General features: G+C 72.4%; 13 protein-coding genes. 8 read left to right on the forward strand and 5 right to left on the reverse strand.

Going from position 1 to position 16,836, the window contains the following annotated elements; genetic code table 11:
* Positions 1-29 precede the first annotated feature (29 nt).
* A complete protein-coding gene (locus AB4030_RS16405; RefSeq protein WP_442280283.1) occupies positions 30-545 on the forward strand; it encodes a cupin domain-containing protein in 516 nt (171 codons plus the stop codon).
* A gap of 21 nt (positions 546-566) precedes the next feature.
* Here the strand turns inward: AB4030_RS16405 and AB4030_RS16410 are convergent, their stop codons facing one another.
* Positions 567-3,098 (reverse strand): ComEC/Rec2 family competence protein, encoded by a 2,532-nt coding sequence (locus tag AB4030_RS16410; RefSeq protein ID WP_442280284.1) that lies wholly within the window; start codon positions 3,096-3,098, stop codon positions 567-569.
* Positions 3,095-4,105 carry a ComEA family DNA-binding protein gene (locus tag AB4030_RS16415; RefSeq protein WP_442280285.1) on the reverse strand — a complete coding sequence of 337 codons (1,011 nt, stop codon included), beginning with the start codon at positions 4,103-4,105 and terminating at the stop codon, positions 3,095-3,097. The genes AB4030_RS16410 and AB4030_RS16415 overlap by 4 nt, the downstream gene beginning before the upstream one ends.
* A gap of 155 nt (positions 4,106-4,260) precedes the next feature.
* Between AB4030_RS16415 and purU the strand changes: the two genes are divergently transcribed.
* From purU to AB4030_RS16450, 7 genes are all read left to right on the forward strand, one after another.
* Positions 4,261-5,103: a formyltetrahydrofolate deformylase gene (gene purU, locus AB4030_RS16420; protein ID WP_442280286.1), complete on the forward strand. Its 843-nt coding sequence runs from the start codon at positions 4,261-4,263 to the stop codon at positions 5,101-5,103.
* A 193-nt stretch (positions 5,104-5,296) separates the two neighbouring features.
* Positions 5,297-6,523: an efflux RND transporter periplasmic adaptor subunit gene (locus AB4030_RS16425; RefSeq protein WP_442280287.1), complete on the forward strand. Its 1,227-nt coding sequence runs from the start codon at positions 5,297-5,299 to the stop codon at positions 6,521-6,523.
* A 3-nt stretch (positions 6,524-6,526) separates the two neighbouring features.
* Entirely contained in the window at positions 6,527-7,321 is a 795-nt protein-coding gene (locus AB4030_RS16430) for an ABC transporter ATP-binding protein (protein WP_442280288.1), read from the forward strand.
* Positions 7,318-8,541 carry an ABC transporter permease gene (locus AB4030_RS16435; protein WP_442280289.1) on the forward strand — a complete coding sequence of 408 codons (1,224 nt, stop codon included), beginning with the start codon at positions 7,318-7,320 and terminating at the stop codon, positions 8,539-8,541. Before AB4030_RS16430 ends, AB4030_RS16435 begins: the two co-directional genes overlap by 4 nt.
* Before the next feature lie 7 nt (positions 8,542-8,548).
* Positions 8,549-9,427: a hypothetical protein gene (locus AB4030_RS16440; RefSeq protein WP_442280290.1), complete on the forward strand. Its 879-nt coding sequence runs from the start codon at positions 8,549-8,551 to the stop codon at positions 9,425-9,427.
* On the forward strand, positions 9,420-11,552 hold the full coding sequence (locus tag AB4030_RS16445; protein ID WP_442280291.1) for a hypothetical protein: 2,133 nt from the start codon (positions 9,420-9,422) through the stop codon (positions 11,550-11,552). Before AB4030_RS16440 ends, AB4030_RS16445 begins: the two co-directional genes overlap by 8 nt.
* Before the next feature lie 94 nt (positions 11,553-11,646).
* Complete coding sequence (locus AB4030_RS16450; protein ID WP_442280292.1) at positions 11,647-12,198, forward strand: hypothetical protein; 552 nt, start codon at positions 11,647-11,649, stop codon at positions 12,196-12,198.
* A 50-nt stretch (positions 12,199-12,248) separates the two neighbouring features.
* Here AB4030_RS16450 and plsY read toward each other — a convergent pair whose 3' ends face one another.
* From plsY to leuS, 3 genes are read right to left on the reverse strand one after another with little or no spacing between them, the layout of a single operon-like run.
* Positions 12,249-12,851 carry a glycerol-3-phosphate 1-O-acyltransferase PlsY gene (plsY, locus tag AB4030_RS16455; RefSeq protein ID WP_442280293.1) on the reverse strand — a complete coding sequence of 201 codons (603 nt, stop codon included), beginning with the start codon at positions 12,849-12,851 and terminating at the stop codon, positions 12,249-12,251.
* The gene (locus AB4030_RS16460; RefSeq protein WP_442280294.1) at positions 12,848-13,744 is read right to left on the reverse strand and encodes a DegV family protein; all 897 of its coding nucleotides are present in this window, start codon (positions 13,742-13,744) and stop codon (positions 12,848-12,850) included. The genes plsY and AB4030_RS16460 overlap by 4 nt, the downstream gene beginning before the upstream one ends.
* A 34-nt stretch (positions 13,745-13,778) precedes the next feature.
* Positions 13,779-16,718, reverse strand: coding sequence for a leucine--tRNA ligase (gene leuS, locus AB4030_RS16465; protein WP_442280295.1), 2,940 nt, complete (start codon positions 16,716-16,718; stop codon positions 13,779-13,781).
* Positions 16,719-16,836 lie beyond the last annotated feature (118 nt).

Genomic DNA, 16,836 nt, shown 5'->3' on the forward strand with positions numbered 1-16,836 from the left:
GTCGCTGCGGGTCGAGGATGATGGGCGTCATGCGCCCTTCTCTCGCCGAGCTCCTCGACCTGCAGCCACACCCGGAGGGCGGGTGGTACCGCCAGACGTGGGCCTCACCCGAGAGCGTGACCCTCACCGACGGACGGGTCCGTGCGACGGCCACGCTCATCCACTTCCTGCTGCCAACGGGTGAGTCCTCGGCGTGGCACCGGGTGTCCTCGGACGAGGTGTGGCTCGCCCACACCGGTTCGGTCGCCCTCGAGCTCGGGGGCGACGGAGCCGTCCCGGAGGCTGACGGCGACGCGGAGACCGTCGTGGTGGGTCTCGACCTCCCGGCCGGCGAGGTGGCCCAGGCCGTCGTGCCGGCCCACGTCTGGCAGCGCACCGTGCCGGGTCCAGCTGACGCCCTGGTCAGCTGCCTCGTCTCGCCGGGGTTCGACTTCGCGGACTTCGAGCTCGCCAGACCCACCGGCCCCGACGGTGACGTGCAACGCGCCTCGGCCGGTCCCGAGGACGAGCCGGTCGACCCGACGGCGCCGACCAACCCAGCCTGATCCCTCGGCCGGCGGAGCGTCTCACCTCGACACGGCTCGAACCGTCCCCCCGCTGGCGACGACCGCGACGTCACCCTCGAGGTCGGTGCGATGGACCTCGAACCCCCTGTCCTGCAACGACTTCATCGTTGCCGGCGCAGGATGGCCGTAGTCGTTGCCCTCCCCGACGCTGATCAGCGCGAGCCGCCCGTCGATGTGGTCGAGGATCCGGTCGTCGCGGTTGCTCGACCCGTGATGGGCCACCTTGAGCACGTCGATGTGTCCCCAGCGTTGCGGGTCGAGCTGGGACTCGTGCAGCACCTGTCCCGCGGCTTCGCGCTCGATGTCGCCGGCGAGCAGGATGGTTGTGCCGCGCAGGTGCATCGTCAGGACGACGGAGCCGTTGTTGGGCACCGACCCGGCGTCGATGCGACGTGCCGGCCACCAGACGTCTGCCGTGACCGACCCCACGGTGAGCCGTTGTCCGGCGCGCAGCTCGCCGAGCGGCACCTTGGCGGCAGCGGCCAACCGCGCCACCCGAGTCGCCTCGGCAGGCGGGTCGAGCACCGGCGACGCCCGGATCTCGGCCACCGGCCGCTCGAGGACGGCGCTGAGGCCCCCGACGTGGTCGGCGTGGTAGTGCGTCAGCACGAGGAGGTCGACGGCTGTCGCGCCGATGCGGTCCAGGCAGGCACGCATCGGCTCGGGGTCCGGGCCGGCGTCGATGACGACGACGTGCCCGTTGCCGTTGTCCGCCACGAGGCCATCCCCCTGACCGACGTCGCAGGCGATCAGGGCCCAGCCCGGCGGCGGCCAGGCGATCGGCGCCGTCGGCAAGCCGACCCCCGCCGTGAGCACGACGACGGCCACGGCCACCGTCGGTCGGTGCCGGCCGCGATGCCAGGCCCACGGCGCGGTGGCGATGACTGCGGCGGTGAGACCCGCGAGCAGGACCGCAGCACCCGCGGAGTCTCCCCAGTCGAGGCTGCCGAAGGGCAGCCCGGCAGACCACCTGGCCACGGCAGCGATCGCCTGCGCCGGGAGGGCCGCTCCCCAGGCGAGCCACCCGGCTCCCGTGACCCAGACGACCGACACGAGCGCGACCACGACACCGATGACGGTCGTCGGGGCCACGAACGGCGCTGCGAGGAGGTTGGCGAGGACCGCAACGAGGGACACGCTGCCCTGCAGTGGCACGACGAGCGGGGCACAGACCGCCTGGGCGGCAACCGGGATGGCGAGCACCGGTCCCAGCGGCTTGAGCGGGCCCGGCAACCGACGTGCCACGGCGCGACCCCACGGCTGGGCGAGGACGAGCAGTCCGAGAGTGGCGACACTCGAGAGCGCGAAGCCGTAGGAGCGGGAGAGCCACGGGTCCCACACGAGCAGCACCGCGATCGCAGCGGCGAGCGCAGGGACCCCGGCCCGTCGACGGGACGTCGAGAGCGCGAGCAGGCCGACGAGGCCCATGACGGCCGCTCTCACGACACTCGGTTCGGGCCGGGCCAGGACGACGAAGCCGAGCAGCCCGACGGCGGCCACCGGTGGCCGCCACGGGCGCCGGATGCCCATGCTCCCGCAGAGCCACAGGACGGCAGCGAGGACGAAGGTCACGTTGCTGCCGGAGACCGCACTGAGGTGGCTGAGCCCCGTCTCGAGCATGACCGCGGTGAGATCGGGCGGGGTGTGGGAGGTGTCTCCGACGACCAGTGCCGGGACGAGCCCCCGGGCATCGGGCCAGAGGCCGGCGGTCGCCGAACGGAACCGCTCGCGAACGGCATCGGCCGCCTCGAAGACACCGCCCGGTCCCGCGACGACGCGCACCGCACCCTTCGGCGTCGCGACCGCGACGACGTCGTCGCCGGGCTCGGACGGGCCGAGCCGCACCGCCACCTGGACCTGGTCGTGCCACCTCAACGCCGACCAGTCCGAGCCGCGACCGATGACGAGGATCGGTGCGCTGACGGTGGTCGTGAGACCACGACCGGACACTTGCGCCACGTCGAGACGGACCACGGTGACCGCCGGCGCCGTCGGTCCGTCCCCGTTCGCGTGTCCCGCACCCGACACGGCACGTGGTTCGGCCGCGACGGTGGCGCGGACGGTGACGACGGCTCTCTGCGACGCCAGGTCGGTGACCGGGCCGGCCGTCCGCACGGCCCGGTGACCAGCCGCGGCGCCGAGCAGGAGACCGAGCACCGCGCATCCCGCGGCCACTGCACGCAGACCCTGATGCCCTGCCGACGAGGCGCGCCGCGCGGCTCCGGTGGTTCTCCCGCTCCGTCTGACGCCCGGTCGCCGGTGCTGCCGGGAAGTGCCGGCGAAGCCCGTCAGACCGCCGACCGCCAAGGCCACGAGCGCCGCGGCCGTCACGAGCCAGACCGGCGCGACCAGGGCCCAGAACGCCACGACCGGCCAGGCGAGCACCACGGGCACGAGCAGGCGGAGGTCGATCCTGAGCCGGGACCGCGGCCGGACCCGGCGCACCGTCTCCCGACCGGTGAGCACGACGAGGGACGGCCCGCGCGGCCTCTGTTCGCGCTCCCTCCGCGACTGAGACGGCGGCGCCGTCACAGCGTCACCTTCGGCCGCAGCTGCGCGAGGAGCTTGTCGCCGATGCCGCTCACCTCCCCGAGCTCGTCGACCGAGGTGAATCGGCCGTGCTGGGTGCGCCAGTCGATGATCCGTTGCGCGAGAACCGGTCCGACACCGGGAAGGGCGTCCAGGGCCGCGACATCGGCGGAGTTGAGGCTCACCGGTGCGCCCGAACCAGAAGGGGATCCCGGCACCCCGGCGCCACCACCGGAACCCGGGGGCCCAGCCATGCCGCTCCCGGGCGCCGGCGCCTCGCCCGGCCCCGGCACTCGAATCTGCTCGCCGTCGATGACGAGCCGCGCGAGGTTGAGCGCAGCGAGGTCCGCCCCCGGCCGTTCACCCCCGGCCGCCGCGATCGCATCGGCCAGCCGAGCTCCTGGTCGCAGCCGGACGAGGCCGGGTCGCACCACCTGCCCGACGACGTGCACGACCAGCTCCGCGCCTGCTGGCGGCACGACGGGAACCGAGCCGGAGATCGCCCCGGAACGACCCGTCGCTGTGGCCGCTCCGCCCGGGACGGCGGCCCTGGTCGCCGCGCCACCGACGACCTGGAGGGACCGCGACGCTCCGGGTGCGACGTCCGGCACCGACGTCGACCGCTCGGCCCACAGCACGCGGAGCACGAAGACGCACCCGACGGCCAGCACGAGTGCGAGCAGCGACACGACGGCCGCGCTGCTGACCGCGCGACGGCCCGTGCGCAGCTCGTCAGGCACCGTGAGCAGGCCGGGTCGGCGGGCTCGGCGCAGGTCCGCGTCGAGTCGGCTGACCTCGTCCTCCTCGGTCACCCGGGACGACAGGCGCTGCACGGCCGACGCGACGCGGCCCCCTCCCGGCGCGTGAGGAACCCAGCCGCCGTCTGCCTCCGCCGCCGGGCCTGGACCGTCGGCACGCGCCTCTCCTGGTGGGTCCGCCGCCGAGCTGGATCCGAGGACCCGGGCGACCCGCTCGAGGTCAGGCGGTCTCGGGGCAGGTCGGAACGGCATACCCCGACCGTAGGAAGCCGGGCGCCCGCCAGAAGGTGCCCGGGCACCCGCTGGGGACAACCCCGCCCGAGGCCAGAGGGGTGTGGACGGCCACAGCACGAGACGGCCCGCGCGTCGATGCACTCCCCCGCGCCCGACTGGTCCAGACTGCTCCAATGGCTCGGCACATCATGACCCTCACCTGCGACGACCGGCCCGGGATCGTCGCGGCAGTGTCCGCGGCGCTGCTGGCGGTCTCGGCGAACATCGTCGAGAACCAGCAGTACTCCGATGAGGACACCGACCTCTTCTTCATGCGCACCGTCTTCGACGCCGAGCCGCACGAGGTCGACCAGGTCCTCGGAGACATCCGCGAGAGCCCGGCCATCGCGCACCACCACCTCGCGGCCCGGCCCGAGGACGAGCACTGCCGGACGGTCATCCTCGTCAGCAAGTTCGACCACTGCCTGCTCGACCTGCTCTACCGGTGGAAGTCCGGTGACCTGCCGATCGACATCGTCGGCGTCGTCAGCAACCACGAGGACTGCCGCGGTCTCGTCGAGTACTACGGCCTGCCCTTCACCGTCATCCCCGTGACGAAGGAGACGAAGGCCGACGCCGAGGCCGAGCTCCTGCGGATCGTCGAGACCGAGGACGTCGGCCTCGTCGTGCTTGCCCGCTACATGCAGATCCTCAGCGACAGCCTGTGCCGTGCCCTCGAGGGCCGCGCCATCAACATCCACCACTCGTTCCTGCCGGGGTTCAAGGGCGCCAAGCCCTACCACCAGGCGCATGACCGCGGCGTGAAACTCATCGGGGCGTCAGCCCATTACGTCACAGCCGACCTCGACGAGGGCCCCATCATCGAGCAGGACGTCGTCCGCGTCACCCACGCCGAGTCCCCCGAGCGCCTCGTCGCGATCGGGCGCGACGTCGAGCGTCGCGTCCTGTCGCGGGCGGTGCGAGACCACGCCGAGTCGCGGGTCTTCCTCTCAGGCCGCCGCACGATCGTCTTCTGACGCGTCCCCGAACGTCTGCCGATCGCCTCGCGGACAACACATAGCCGACTCATAGCAACTCCCGTCACATCTTCCAGACTGCACGCCTACGGTCACCCCTGACGCTCGCGAACGGAACGTACGGAGACGGTGACAGATGGCTGGAGCACGACGGGGGCCTGGACGGCGCGGCCGGAGACTGATCGGAACAGCCGTGGCTGCGCTGCTCCTGGCCGGCGCGGGCGGCGCCTATGCGGTCACCCACCGTTCAGCGAGCGCGCAGCCACAAGCGCGCACCCTCACCGTCACGCGTGGGACCGTGCAGCAGACGGTCTCGGCGAGCGGCACCCTCGAGCCGGCGACCGAGGCCGACCTGTCGTTCCAGTCCGCCGGCACGGTCAACAGCGTGGGCGTGAGCGTCGGTCAGCAGGTCACCAAGGGTGAGGTGCTCGCCTCGATCGACACGACGGCCCTGCAGGGCCAGGTCACCCTGGCGCAGGCTGTGGTCACCCAGGCCCAGGCCCAGGTCACCGCTGCGGGATCGAGCGGCTCGGCCAGCCAGATCGCGGCGGCCGACGCCCAGCTGGCCTCGGCACAGGCCAAGCTCCTCGCGGCACAGCAGGCCCTGTCGCAGGCCCGGCTCACCTCGCCGATCGACGGGGTCGTCGCCGCGGTCGCCGTCAAGGTGGGCTCGACCGTCGGCGGCTCGGGCACGTCAGTCTCCTCGGGATCGAGCTCTTCGGGTGCAGGTCGAGTCGCGAGCGGCGGGGGCACCGGAAACTCGGCCGCCGGCACCGGCTCGACCGGGGCGTCCGGCTCCTCGAGCGCGGCGGTCTCGGTCATCTCCACGAACGCGTGGGTCGTGCAGACGCAGGTCGGCAACGCGGACCTGGCCAGCCTCAAGCAGGGCATGCAGGCCCAGATCCTGCCGACGGGGTCGCGCACGACGATCTACGGCACCGTCGAGTCCATCGGCATCGTGGCCTCGTCGAGCTCGAGCGGCACGTCGCAGTTCCCTGTCACCATCGCCGTCACCGGCGCACCTACCGGGTTGTATGCCGGCACCGCGGCGTCCGTCTCCATCATCGTCAAGCAGATGGACGACGTGCTCACCGTGCCGACCGCCGCGCTGAGCAGCTCGAACGGGCGCACCACCGTCACGGTGCTGCAGAACGGTCAGCAGGTGACGACGGCCGTGACAGTGGGACGCATCTTCGGCGCCCGCACCGAGATCACGGCCGGCCTCTCCGACGGCGCTCAGGTCGTGCTGCCCGGCACCTTCGGCACACGAGGCACCGGCACCGGGGGCACGGGGGGCACGGGAGGCACCGGCACGCGCACCGGCGGGTTCGGCGGTGGCGGGTTCGGCGGTGGCGGGTTCGGCGGTGGCGGGTTCGGCGGTGGCGGGTTCGGCGGCACCACGGCCCGGAACGGCGGCTGACCCGTGACCGAGCTTCCGATGTACGTCGACACCGACGAGGCCGACGCGGCGGACGGGTCCGACGAGCCCGACGAGACCCTCGACACCGGCGGCCGGCCGACGCCGATCCTCGACCTCGTCGACGTCGGCAAGACCTACCGCAGCGGCTCCCTCAGCGTCGACGCGCTGCGTGGGGTCACACTCTCCGTCGCCGAGGGCGACTACGTCGCGGTCATGGGCCCGTCCGGTTCCGGCAAGTCGACCCTGATGCACATCCTCGGCTGTCTCGACGTGCCCACGAGCGGCCGCTACCGCCTCGCGGGAGAGGACGTCAGCGGTATGCAGGAGCGAGAGCTGGCCGACATCCGCAACCGCCGTATCGGCTTCGTCTTCCAGCAGTTCAACCTGCTGCCGGCGATGTCGGCGTGGCGCAACGTCGAACTGCCGCTCGTGTATGCCGGTGTGCCGCGGGCCGAGCGCCGCGCGCGGGCCGTCGAGGCCCTCGGACGGGTCGGGCTCGCCGACCGCATCGACCACCGTCCCGGCGAGCTGAGCGGCGGCCAGCAGCAGCGGGTGTCGGTGGCGCGGGCCCTGGTCACCAATCCGAGCCTCATCCTGGCCGACGAGCCCACCGGCAACCTCGACTCCGTGTCGACGGCCGACGTGCTCGGTCTCTTCCGGGAGCTGCACGAGCAGGGCCGCACCGTCGTGATCATCACGCACGAGCCTGACGTGGCCGGCCAGGCTGCACGCACCATCCACATCCTCGACGGGCAGGTCGTCGACGACCACGCGGTGACGGCAGGGGTGGCGTCGTGACCTGGACCGAGACGCTGCACACGGCATACGACGCCATCCGCACGCGGCGGATGCGCTCTGCGCTGACGATGCTCGGGATCCTCATCGGTATCGCCGCGGTCATGTTGACCGTCGGGCTCGGGCAGGGCGCCCAGGCTCAGGTGGCCAGCCAGATCGACGCACTCGGATCCAACCTGCTCATCGTCACCCCTGGCAGCTCGACGCAGGTGGGCGGCATCCGTGGTGGTCGTGGTTCGGCGACGACCCTCACCACGGCCGACGCGGCGGTGCTCTCCGACACCCGAGTGGTTCCCGACGTCGCCGCAGTCGCCCCCGTCTCGACCTCGTCACAGAGCGTCGTGGCCAACGGCCAGAACTGGACGACGAGCATCGTCGGCACGACCCCGCAGTGGCCTGTCGTGCGGGCGCGCTCGACCGACTCCGGTCGGTTCTTCACCCAGGCCGAGCTCAGCGGCGGCGTCCCGGTGGCGGTCATCGGCTCGACGACCGCCCAGCAGCTCTTCGGCGGCCGCTCTCCCGTCGGGCAGTTCCTCTCGATCGGTGGCGTGCAGCTGACCGTCGTGGGTGAGCTCAACACGGCCGGGTCGACGGTCGGCGGGGACCAGGACGACCAGGTGGTCATCCCGGCGACGACGTTCGCGAACGACTTCTCGTCGGGCGGCACCTCGGTCTCCTCGATCTACCTCCAGGCCGCGAGCCAACAAGACCTCTCTGCCGCCTACCAGGAGACATCGAACGCGATGCTGACCGCGCACGGGGTGACGCCGGCGACCGCCGACTTCCAGGTCAACAGCCAGGCCTCGCTCGTTCAGACCGCGACCAGCACGGCGCGCACCCTCACGGTGCTGCTCGGCGGCATCGCGGCGATCTCCCTGCTCGTCGGTGGGATCGGCGTCATGAACATCATGCTCGTGTCGGTCACGGAGCGGATCCGTGAGATCGGCCTGCGCAAGGCTCTGGGGGCCACCCCGCGCGTCATCCTGCGCCAGTTCCTCACGGAGGCAAGCCTGCTCGGGCTCGTCGGAGGGGTCCTCGGCGTGGGCCTCGGCATCGTCGGCGCCCTCACGCTCCCCCAGTTCCTCGGCCAGCCGGTCGCACTGTCCACCACGGCGGCGCTCGGTGCGCTCGTCGTCTCCCTCGTCATCGGCATCGTCGCGGGGGTCTACCCTGCGAACCGCGCTGCCCGTCTCGCCCCCATCGACGCCCTGAGAAGTGAGTGACCCCAGCATGAAGCGCATCGTGATCGTCATCGCCGCCGCCGCCGCCCTGGGACTGGCCGGATGCAGCAGTTCGGCACAGTCCGCGCCATCGACCGGTTCGGGGCAGACGGCGGCAACCGGAGGCTCGACGGGCACCGGTCGCACCCCCGGCGTCTCGGGTCTCGTCGCGGCCGTCACGGGCTCGACGGCACAGGTGCAGGGCGCCAACCAGCAGACCGCCGTCACGTGGACGCGCACGACCCGGTTCACCGACCAGGTCGTCGTGTCCGCCTCTGCCGTCACGGTGGGCGAATGCGTCATGGTGCGACCCGCTCGCGGCGGCCGCGGCGCGCAGGGCAGCAGCGGATCGTCGACCTCCGTGGCCGCCGCCTCCGTCGAGCTGCTTCCCAAGCAGGGGGGCACCTGCGCGTTCGGCGGGTTCGCCGGCCGCACGGGCCCCCGGCCGTCGGGCGCGACCACCGGCACGGCGGTCCCCCGACCGGGCGCCGGCACCGGTGCCGGAGGCCGCGGCTTCGGTGCCGTCGGCACCGTGTCGGCCGTGCGCTTCGGGCAGTTCACCGTCACGCCGGTCGTCCAGCCCGGGGCAACCGCCACGGCTCCGGTCTCGGTCACGTACACCTCGTCGACGGTCTTCACCCGCCTCACCGCGACGAGCGCCTCGGCCGTCAAGGTGGGCGTGTGTGTCACGGCCCAGGGCCGCACCGACGACACGGGCGCGATGACGGCGAGAACCATCACCGTCAGCGCTGCCACCAACGGCGCCTGCGCGAGCGGCTTCGGCGGCCGTGGTCCCGGCGGTGGCCGCGTAGCGGGTGGCGGTGCTGGCAACGGCGGTGGGGGTGGCACCGGCGGCGCCTCGAGCACCGCAGGGGCCGGCAATGCCTGACCGTTCTCGCATCGGCCGCGGGCCGCTCGTCGCGGGCGGCAGCCTCCTCGCCGTGCTGATCGCGGCCGGTGGCGTCTACACCGCCTCGGCGAGCACCGGCACGGCCGCATCGGCCGACTACCGCACCGCGACCGTGAGCCGGGGCCCGGTCAGCCAGGTCCTGACCCTGACCGGCACCGCCCAGCGCGTCGACCAGGTCACCGCGGCCTTCCCGACCAGCGGCACCGTGACCGGCATCAGCGTCAAGGTGGGCGACCACGTGTCGGCCGGGCAGTCGCTCGCCACCATCGACCCCACGGCGCTCCATGCCGGCCTCCTGGCAGCCCGGGCGGCGCTCGCCCAGGACCAGGCCTCGCTGATCGCCGACGAGACGGCGTCGACAAGCAGCGCCACCAGTGCCACCAGTGCTGGCAGCGGGGGCACTGGGGCCAGCGCGTCGAGCTCGGGCTCGGCCTCGCAAGGTGGTGCCGGCTCCGGCAGCCGGACCAGCTCGGGACCGCGCCCGGCCGCAGGCGGCAGCGCCGGGGCGACGGGCGGCACCGGCGGCACCGGTTCGACCGGCGGGGCTTCGACTGGCGGCGGTTCGGCCAGCACGGGTCACTCGGGCGGGTCGGCCCCGACCGCTGGAGGACATGCCGCCGGTGGGTCCAGCCTCCCGAAGCTGAGCACCAGCGCCATGCAGCGCGCCGTCGCCGAGGCGCAGCAGGCCCTGCTGGCCGAGGAGCAGGCGTGCGCGCCCGTGCTCGGCACACCATCGTCGTCCGGCACGAGCCACCACCGTCCCTCGACGGGCCCGACGGGCCCCTCGTCGTCGCCACGCGTCAACCCCGCCGCCTTCACCCCGCAGGCGACGCCCGGGCCCGCAGCCACCGGGACAGCAACCCCCACCACCGGTGTCCCCTCCGGCACCCCGACCGTGCCGCCCACCGGCACCGCGACCGTGCCGCCCACCGGCACCCCGACCGTGCCGCCGACCGGCACCCCGACCGTGCCGCCCACTGGCACCCCGACGGACACGCCGAACCCGACCGGCTCGCCCACGAGCCCGGCTCCCGGCCACGGCAGCACGACACCGAGCGCCGACCAGCTGCGCACCTGCGCCACCGCGATGGCGTCGGCCTCGAGGACCCAGCACGCGGCAGAGACGGCACTGACCGGCCTCGCCACGCAGATCGCCCACGAGTTGACCGTGATCATGCAGGCGGCCACGGCGACGTCCTCCGGGTCGAGCTCGTCGGCGCATCCCTCGGGCTCGTCCGCAGCCTCGTCCGCAGCCTCGTCCGCAGGCTCGAGTGGCGGCGCAACCTCCTCTGCAGGCTCGTCCGCCGGCGTCGCGACGAGCGCCACGCGCAGCACCGGCGGTTCCGGGAGCGCGGCCGGAGGCGGCAGCAGCTCCGCCACCCGCGTCGCCGCCGACGAAGTCGCCATCCTGCAGGACCAGGACGCGGTGACCCAGGCCCAGAGCGACCTCGAGGGCGCGACCCTCAAGGCACCCATCGCCGGCACGGTCGGCAGGATCGACCTCACGGTCGGACAGGCGGCGAGCACCTCGACCGGCATCGTCATCGTCGGGGCCGGGGCCGCTGACGTGACGGTGAACGTCCCCCTGGCCGACATGGGTCTCGTGCACGCCGGCCTGGCCACCGAGGTCACCCCTGCCGGTGACGTGACCGCCGTCCCCGGCACGGTCTCCAGCGTCAGCCTGCTCCCGTCCTCGTCGACGGCCACGACTCCGACGTACCCCGCCACGATCGTCGTCCCGGCGCCGCCGCGATCGATGGCCAGCGGGTCCGTTGCATCCGTCGCCATCACGGTGGGACAGGCTGCGGACGCGGTGCGCGTGCCGGTCTCGGCGCTTGCCGGCGTGCAGTCCGGCACGGGTCAGGTGCAGGTCCTCACCGGCAGCGGGACCACGACACGTGCGGTGACCATCGGCGCCGTCGGAAGTGGCTTCGCCCAGGTGATGACCGGTCTCGCAGTCGGCGACCGTGTCGTGCTCGCCGACGTCAACGCAGCGCTGCCGTCCAACCAGTCGAACGGCCTACGCGGCCTCGGTGGCGGTGGGTTCGGTGGACGGGGCGGCGGCGCCGCTGGAGCGGCAGCGGGCGGACGTCCAGGAGGGTGATGCGCGCGGCCACCCCCGGACATCAGAGCCGCACCGGTTCTGGGCTGCCCTCTCGACCACCCGGGACCGGCTCGTCCATCGGTAGCGTGCAGCCATGAGCGAGTCGAGGTTCGTCGTCGGGCAGAGGCACTTCGGACGGCTGACCCGAACCCCGGAGGAGAACGACGCGGCCCTGACCGCCGCGAGGGCAGACCTGACGTCCGCTGTCGAAGCCGCGCCTGGCGATGCCGCAGGCAGCGCCGTGCTCGACGCCGCCGTCGACCTCGCCGAAGCCCTGACGATCGCCGGGAGGGAGCACGAGGCGATGACGCTGGCCGGTCCCGCCGCGGGTGTCGCCCGGGAGACCGGCCGCGACGAGACCCTCCGCTGTGCCCTGCTCGTGCTCGCGACGGCCGAGCACTACGCCGACGAGGAGGCCGAGGCCGAGGAGCACTTCCGCGAGGCGCTCGCCCTCGCCCGCGCCTCGGGGGACCGGGTCCTCGAGCACTACACGTTGCACCACGTCGGCCGGTTCCTCGTCGACACGGCTCGCACCGACGAGGCGGTCGAGTGCTTCACCCTGTGCCTCGCGATCCGCGAGGAGCTCGGAGAGCCCCGCGCGGAGTCCACACGCAGGGCTCTCGCCGCCCTGAGCTCAGCCGGGTGAACCACGGTTGGACCCCGGGCCGTCCGCACGGTCGCGGACGAGGGCCCGGCTCAGGGCAGGCGTCGCTGGCGCCACCAGCCGACGACGTTCTTCCGGTGCCGGGCGAGCACGAGCAGCCCGATCGCCATGAGCCACAGGCCGGTCCACACGTCGCCGGGTGCGTGTCCCGTCCAGATGAGGACCGCGACCACGAGCATTGCCAACGCCCCGAAGATGGAACCGGCAGCGACCCAGCGCGTGAGCAGCACCGCGACGGCGAAGACCACGACGACGACGAGGGCGAACCACGGGTGCACCCCGAGGATCACCCCGAGCGTCGTGGCGACCCCTTTGCCGCCGCGCCCCTTGAGGAAGGGCGACCAGATGTGTCCGAGCACGGCCGCGATGCCGACCGCGTAGGCCGCGTGCGCGCCGAAGAGCTGACCCGCGACCAGCGTCGGGACGAGTCCCTTGAGGACGTCGAGCACGCCGACGACGACGCCCCACTTGCGGCCGAGAACCCGGCCGGCATTGGTCGCTCCCGGGTTGCCCGACCCCGACGACGCGAGGTCCTTGCCGAGCAGCCGGGCGATCATCGTCGCCGGGTTGAGCGAGCCCACGAGGAAGGCTGCGAGCACCCCTCCTGCCCAGGCGAGCGCGGTACCGACGTTCACGACCCGGCGACCTCGCCCGGTGACGGCGACTCGGGCAACGGCTCGCCGGGACGCGGCGACACGGCGATGGCGACGGTGCCGGGACCCACGTGCGCGCCCACCACGGCCCCGAGCTCGACGACGAGGACCTGGGGCGATCCGGGGACCAGGGTGTGCAGCTCGCCCGCGATCTGCTCCGCGCGGGCTGGTGCGTCGAGGTGGTGGACCGCGATGTCGACGACGTGGCCTCCCTTCGCGACCTGGTCGAGGACCATCGCCTCGATGCGCGCGACCGCCCGCGACGACGTGCGGACCTTCTCGACCGGCACGATGCGACCGCCGCGGACGGCGAGGATCGGCTTGATCGCGAGGGCCGACCCGAGCAGCGCCGAGGCGGCGCCGATGCGTCCGCCTCGGCGCAGGTGCTCGAGGGTGTCGACGTAGAACAGGACTCCGGAGGGGCCGAGCCGCGAGTGCACGGCCTCCAGGACCTCGGGCACCTCGGCGCCGTTGGCGGCTGCCTCGGCCGCAGCCACCACCGCGAATCCCATAGCCATACCGATGGTCTCGCTGTCGATGACCTCAACTGGCACCGGCGCTTCAGCGGCTGCGAGCCGGGCCGCCTCCACCGTGCCAGACATCTGGGACGACAGGTGGACCGAGACGATGGACGTCGCGCCCTCGGCGGCCAGACGCTGGTACGTCTCGGCGAAGACCTGCGGCGTGGGCCGCGACGTGGTGACGATGGTGTACTCGCGCAGCGCAGCTGCGACCTGCGCCGCCGAGATGTCCCGCCCCTCGACGAAGTCCCGCCCGCCGACGACGACGTGGAGCGGGACGACCTCGAGGCCGTGCCGCTCGACGACCTCTCTCGGCAGGTAGGACGTCGAGTCGGTGACGACCCGTGTGCTCACGTCGCGCTCCTTCCGTCGCCGGTCGTCTGAGGGACTACACCGGGACGACGTTGACGAGCTTCGGCGCCCGGACGATGACCGTCCGGACACCGCCCTCGGTCGCCGCCCTGACCTTGTCACGGCCGAGCGCGAGCTCGCGCAGGTCGTCCTCGGAGATGTCAGGGCTCACCTCGACCCGGTCGCGGACCTTGCCCTTGATCTGGATGACGCAGGTGACCTGCTCCTGCACGATCTTCGCGGGGTCGCTCACGGGGAACGCGGCATACGCCACCCCGTCGTCGTGACCGAGCCGCTGCCACATCTCCTCGGCGATGTGCGGGGCCACGGGCGCCAGCATGAGCACCATCGCCTCGACGACCTCGCGCGGGGGTGCGTCCAGCTTCGTCACGGCGTTGTTGAGCTCGATGAGCTTGGCGATCGCGGTGTTGAAGCGCAGCCCCTCGAAGTCCTCGCGGACCCCGGCGATCGTCTGGTGCAGCTGCGTCGTCAGCGCCTGGTCGAGGGCCGCGTCGACGACGCGCACCTCACCGGTCGCCTCGTCGATCACGTTGCGCCACAGGCGTTGCAGGAAGCGCTGGCTGCCGACGACCGCGCGGATCTCCCACGGCTTGGACAGCTCGAGCGGCCCCATCGACATCTCGTAGACGCGGAAGGTGTCGGCGCCGTAGGCGTCGTACATCTCGTCGGGGCTGACGGAGTTCTTCAGCGACTTGCCGATCTTGCCGTACTCACGGTTGACGGGCTGCCCCTGCCACGTGAACGTCGGCTCCTCGCCATGACCGCCGGGGTGCTCCTCCACCTCGGACGCGGTGACGTACTGACCGCGGCTGTCGGTGTAGGCGTAGGCCTGGATGTAGCCCTGCGAGAAGTACTTCCGGAACGGCTCCTCGCTCGTGACGTGGCCGAGGTCGAAGAGGACCTTGTGCCAGAAGCGGGCGTAGAGCAGGTGCAGGACCGCGTGCTCGACGCCGCCGACGTAGAGGTCGACGCCGCCCGGGTCGCGCGTGCCGGCGGGGGCGCCCGCGACCGGGGTGTCGTGACGGCCCAGCCAGTAGGCCTCGTTGGCCGGGTCCACGAAGGCGTCGTGGTTCGCCGGGTCGAGGTAGCGCAGGTAGTACCAGCACGAGCCGGCCCAGTTGGGCATCGTGTTCGTCTCGCGGCGGAACTTCCGCAGTCCGCGGCCGTCGCCGAGGTCCTTCTCGACCTCGACCCACTCAGGCACGCGCGACAGCGGCGGCTCGGGGCTGCTCTGGGCGTCGTCCGGGTCGAACGTCTTGGGGCTGTAGTCCGGCACGTCGGGGAGGGTCAGCGGCAGCTCGTCGTCGGGGACGGCATACGCCACCCCGTCCTCGTCGAACATGATGGGGAACGGCTCGCCCCAGTAGCGCTGGCGGCTGAAGAGCCAGTCGCGGATGCGGTAGCTGATGGTCCCCTCGCCGAGCCCCTCGTCCTCGAGGAACTCGATGATGCGCGCCTTCGCCTCGGCGACGTGCAGCCCGTCGAGCGAGATGCGCTCGTTGGCACTGTTGATCGCGACGCCGTCGCCGAGGAACGGCTCGTCGTCCGGGTGGCCCTCGGCCGGCTGGACGGTGCGGACGATCGGGATGTCGAACTTCTCGGCGAACTCCCAGTCGCGCGTGTCCTGACCGGGGACCGCCATGATGGCGCCGGTGCCGTATCCCATCAGCACGTAGTCGGCGACGAAGACCGGGATCCGCTCTCCCGTCAGGGGATTCGTCGCCCACGAGCCGGTGAAGACGCCGGTCTTGTCCTTGCCCTCGGTCTGTCGCTCGACATCACCCTTGCGTGACGCCGCGAGCTGGTATGCCGCCACGGACTCCTTCGGGGTCGCGCTCGCGTCGGCGTCCGACCCCTTCCAGGCGTCCTTGGTCCCGTCGGGCCAGTTGCCTTGCGGCACCAGTGAATCCACGAGCGGGTGCTCGGGCGCGATGACCATGAACGTCGCGCCGAAGATGGTGTCGGGGCGCGTGGTGAAGACGTCGATACCGTCCTGTTCGCCCGTGCCGGTGATGACGGGGAAGGTGACCCGCGCGCCCTTGGACCGGCCGATCCAGTTGCGCTGCATGAGCTTGACCTTCTCGGGCCAGTCGACGCCGTCGAGGTCGTCGGCCAGGCGGTCGGCATACGCCGTGATGCGCATCTTCCACTGGCTGAGGTTGCGACGGAAGACCGGGAAGTTGCCGCGCTCCGAACGGCCCTCGTTGGTGACCTCCTCGTTGGAGAGCACGGTGCCGAGGCCCGGGCACCAGTTGACCGGCGCCTCGGACGTGTAGGCCAGGCGGTGGCCCTCGATGACCGTGGCGCGTTCGGTGGCGGACAGGTCGGCCCACCCCCGGCCGTCGGCGTCGAGGACGGCTCGGCGGCCGGACTCGAACTCCTCGACGAGCTCGCTGATCGGGCGCGCCTTGCCGCGGCCACCGTCCTCGCGCACGGCCTCGGTGTCGTACCACGCGTCCCAGATCTGCAGGAAGATCCACTGCGTCCAGCGGTAGTAGTCGTCGTCGATCGTCGCGAACGTGCGGCGGTTGTCGAAGCCCAGCCCGAGGCGGCGCAGCTGGCGCTTCATGTTCGTCATGTTCTCCTCGGTGGTCTTCCGAGGGTGCTGCCCGGTCTGGACGGCGAACTGCTCCGCGGGCAGGCCGAAGGCGTCGTAGCCCAGGGCGTGCAGGACGTTCTTGCCGAGCATCCGGTGGAAGCGGCTGTAGACGTCGGTCGCGATGTAGCCGAGCGGGTGGCCGACGTGCAGGCCGACGCCGGAGGGGTACGGGAACATGTCGAGGACGATGAGCTTCTCACCGCGAGCGGCCACCTTCTCGGGCTCGGCCCACGGGCCGGCCGGGTTGGGGGCGTTGAACGTGCCGTCCTCCTCCCACCGGTCCTGCCAGGAGGTCTCGATCTGCTGCGCCATCGCCGCGGTGTAGCGGAACGGGGTGTCGTTCGTCTGCTCGCTCATGTCGTCTCTCTCGTCGCTGCTCGTCTGGGCAAAGAAAAACCCCTCGCACAGGAGGGGAAGCCGCGTTGATGTCGGGAGTCCCGACCTTGGTCAACGCGGCTGCGGAAGGAGCAGCAGT

It is taken from the genome of Terrabacter sp. 2YAF2 (genome assembly GCF_052114705.1).
Lineage (GTDB): Bacteria > Actinomycetota > Actinomycetes > Actinomycetales > Dermatophilaceae > Terrabacter.

Coding starts and splice junctions, on each gene's coding strand:
- AB4030_RS16405 (WP_442280283.1), top strand. CDS start 30: ATGCGCCCTTCTCTCGCCGAGCTCCTCGACCTGCAGCCACACCCGGAG.
- AB4030_RS16415 (WP_442280285.1), bottom strand. CDS start 4,105: ATGCCGTTCCGACCTGCCCCGAGACCGCCTGACCTCGAGCGGGTCGCC.
- purU (WP_442280286.1), top strand. CDS start 4,261: ATGGCTCGGCACATCATGACCCTCACCTGCGACGACCGGCCCGGGATC.
- AB4030_RS16440 (WP_442280290.1), top strand. CDS start 8,549: ATGAAGCGCATCGTGATCGTCATCGCCGCCGCCGCCGCCCTGGGACTG.
- AB4030_RS16445 (WP_442280291.1), top strand. CDS start 9,420: ATGCCTGACCGTTCTCGCATCGGCCGCGGGCCGCTCGTCGCGGGCGGC.
- AB4030_RS16450 (WP_442280292.1), top strand. CDS start 11,647: ATGAGCGAGTCGAGGTTCGTCGTCGGGCAGAGGCACTTCGGACGGCTG.
- leuS (WP_442280295.1), bottom strand. CDS start 16,718: ATGAGCGAGCAGACGAACGACACCCCGTTCCGCTACACCGCGGCGATG.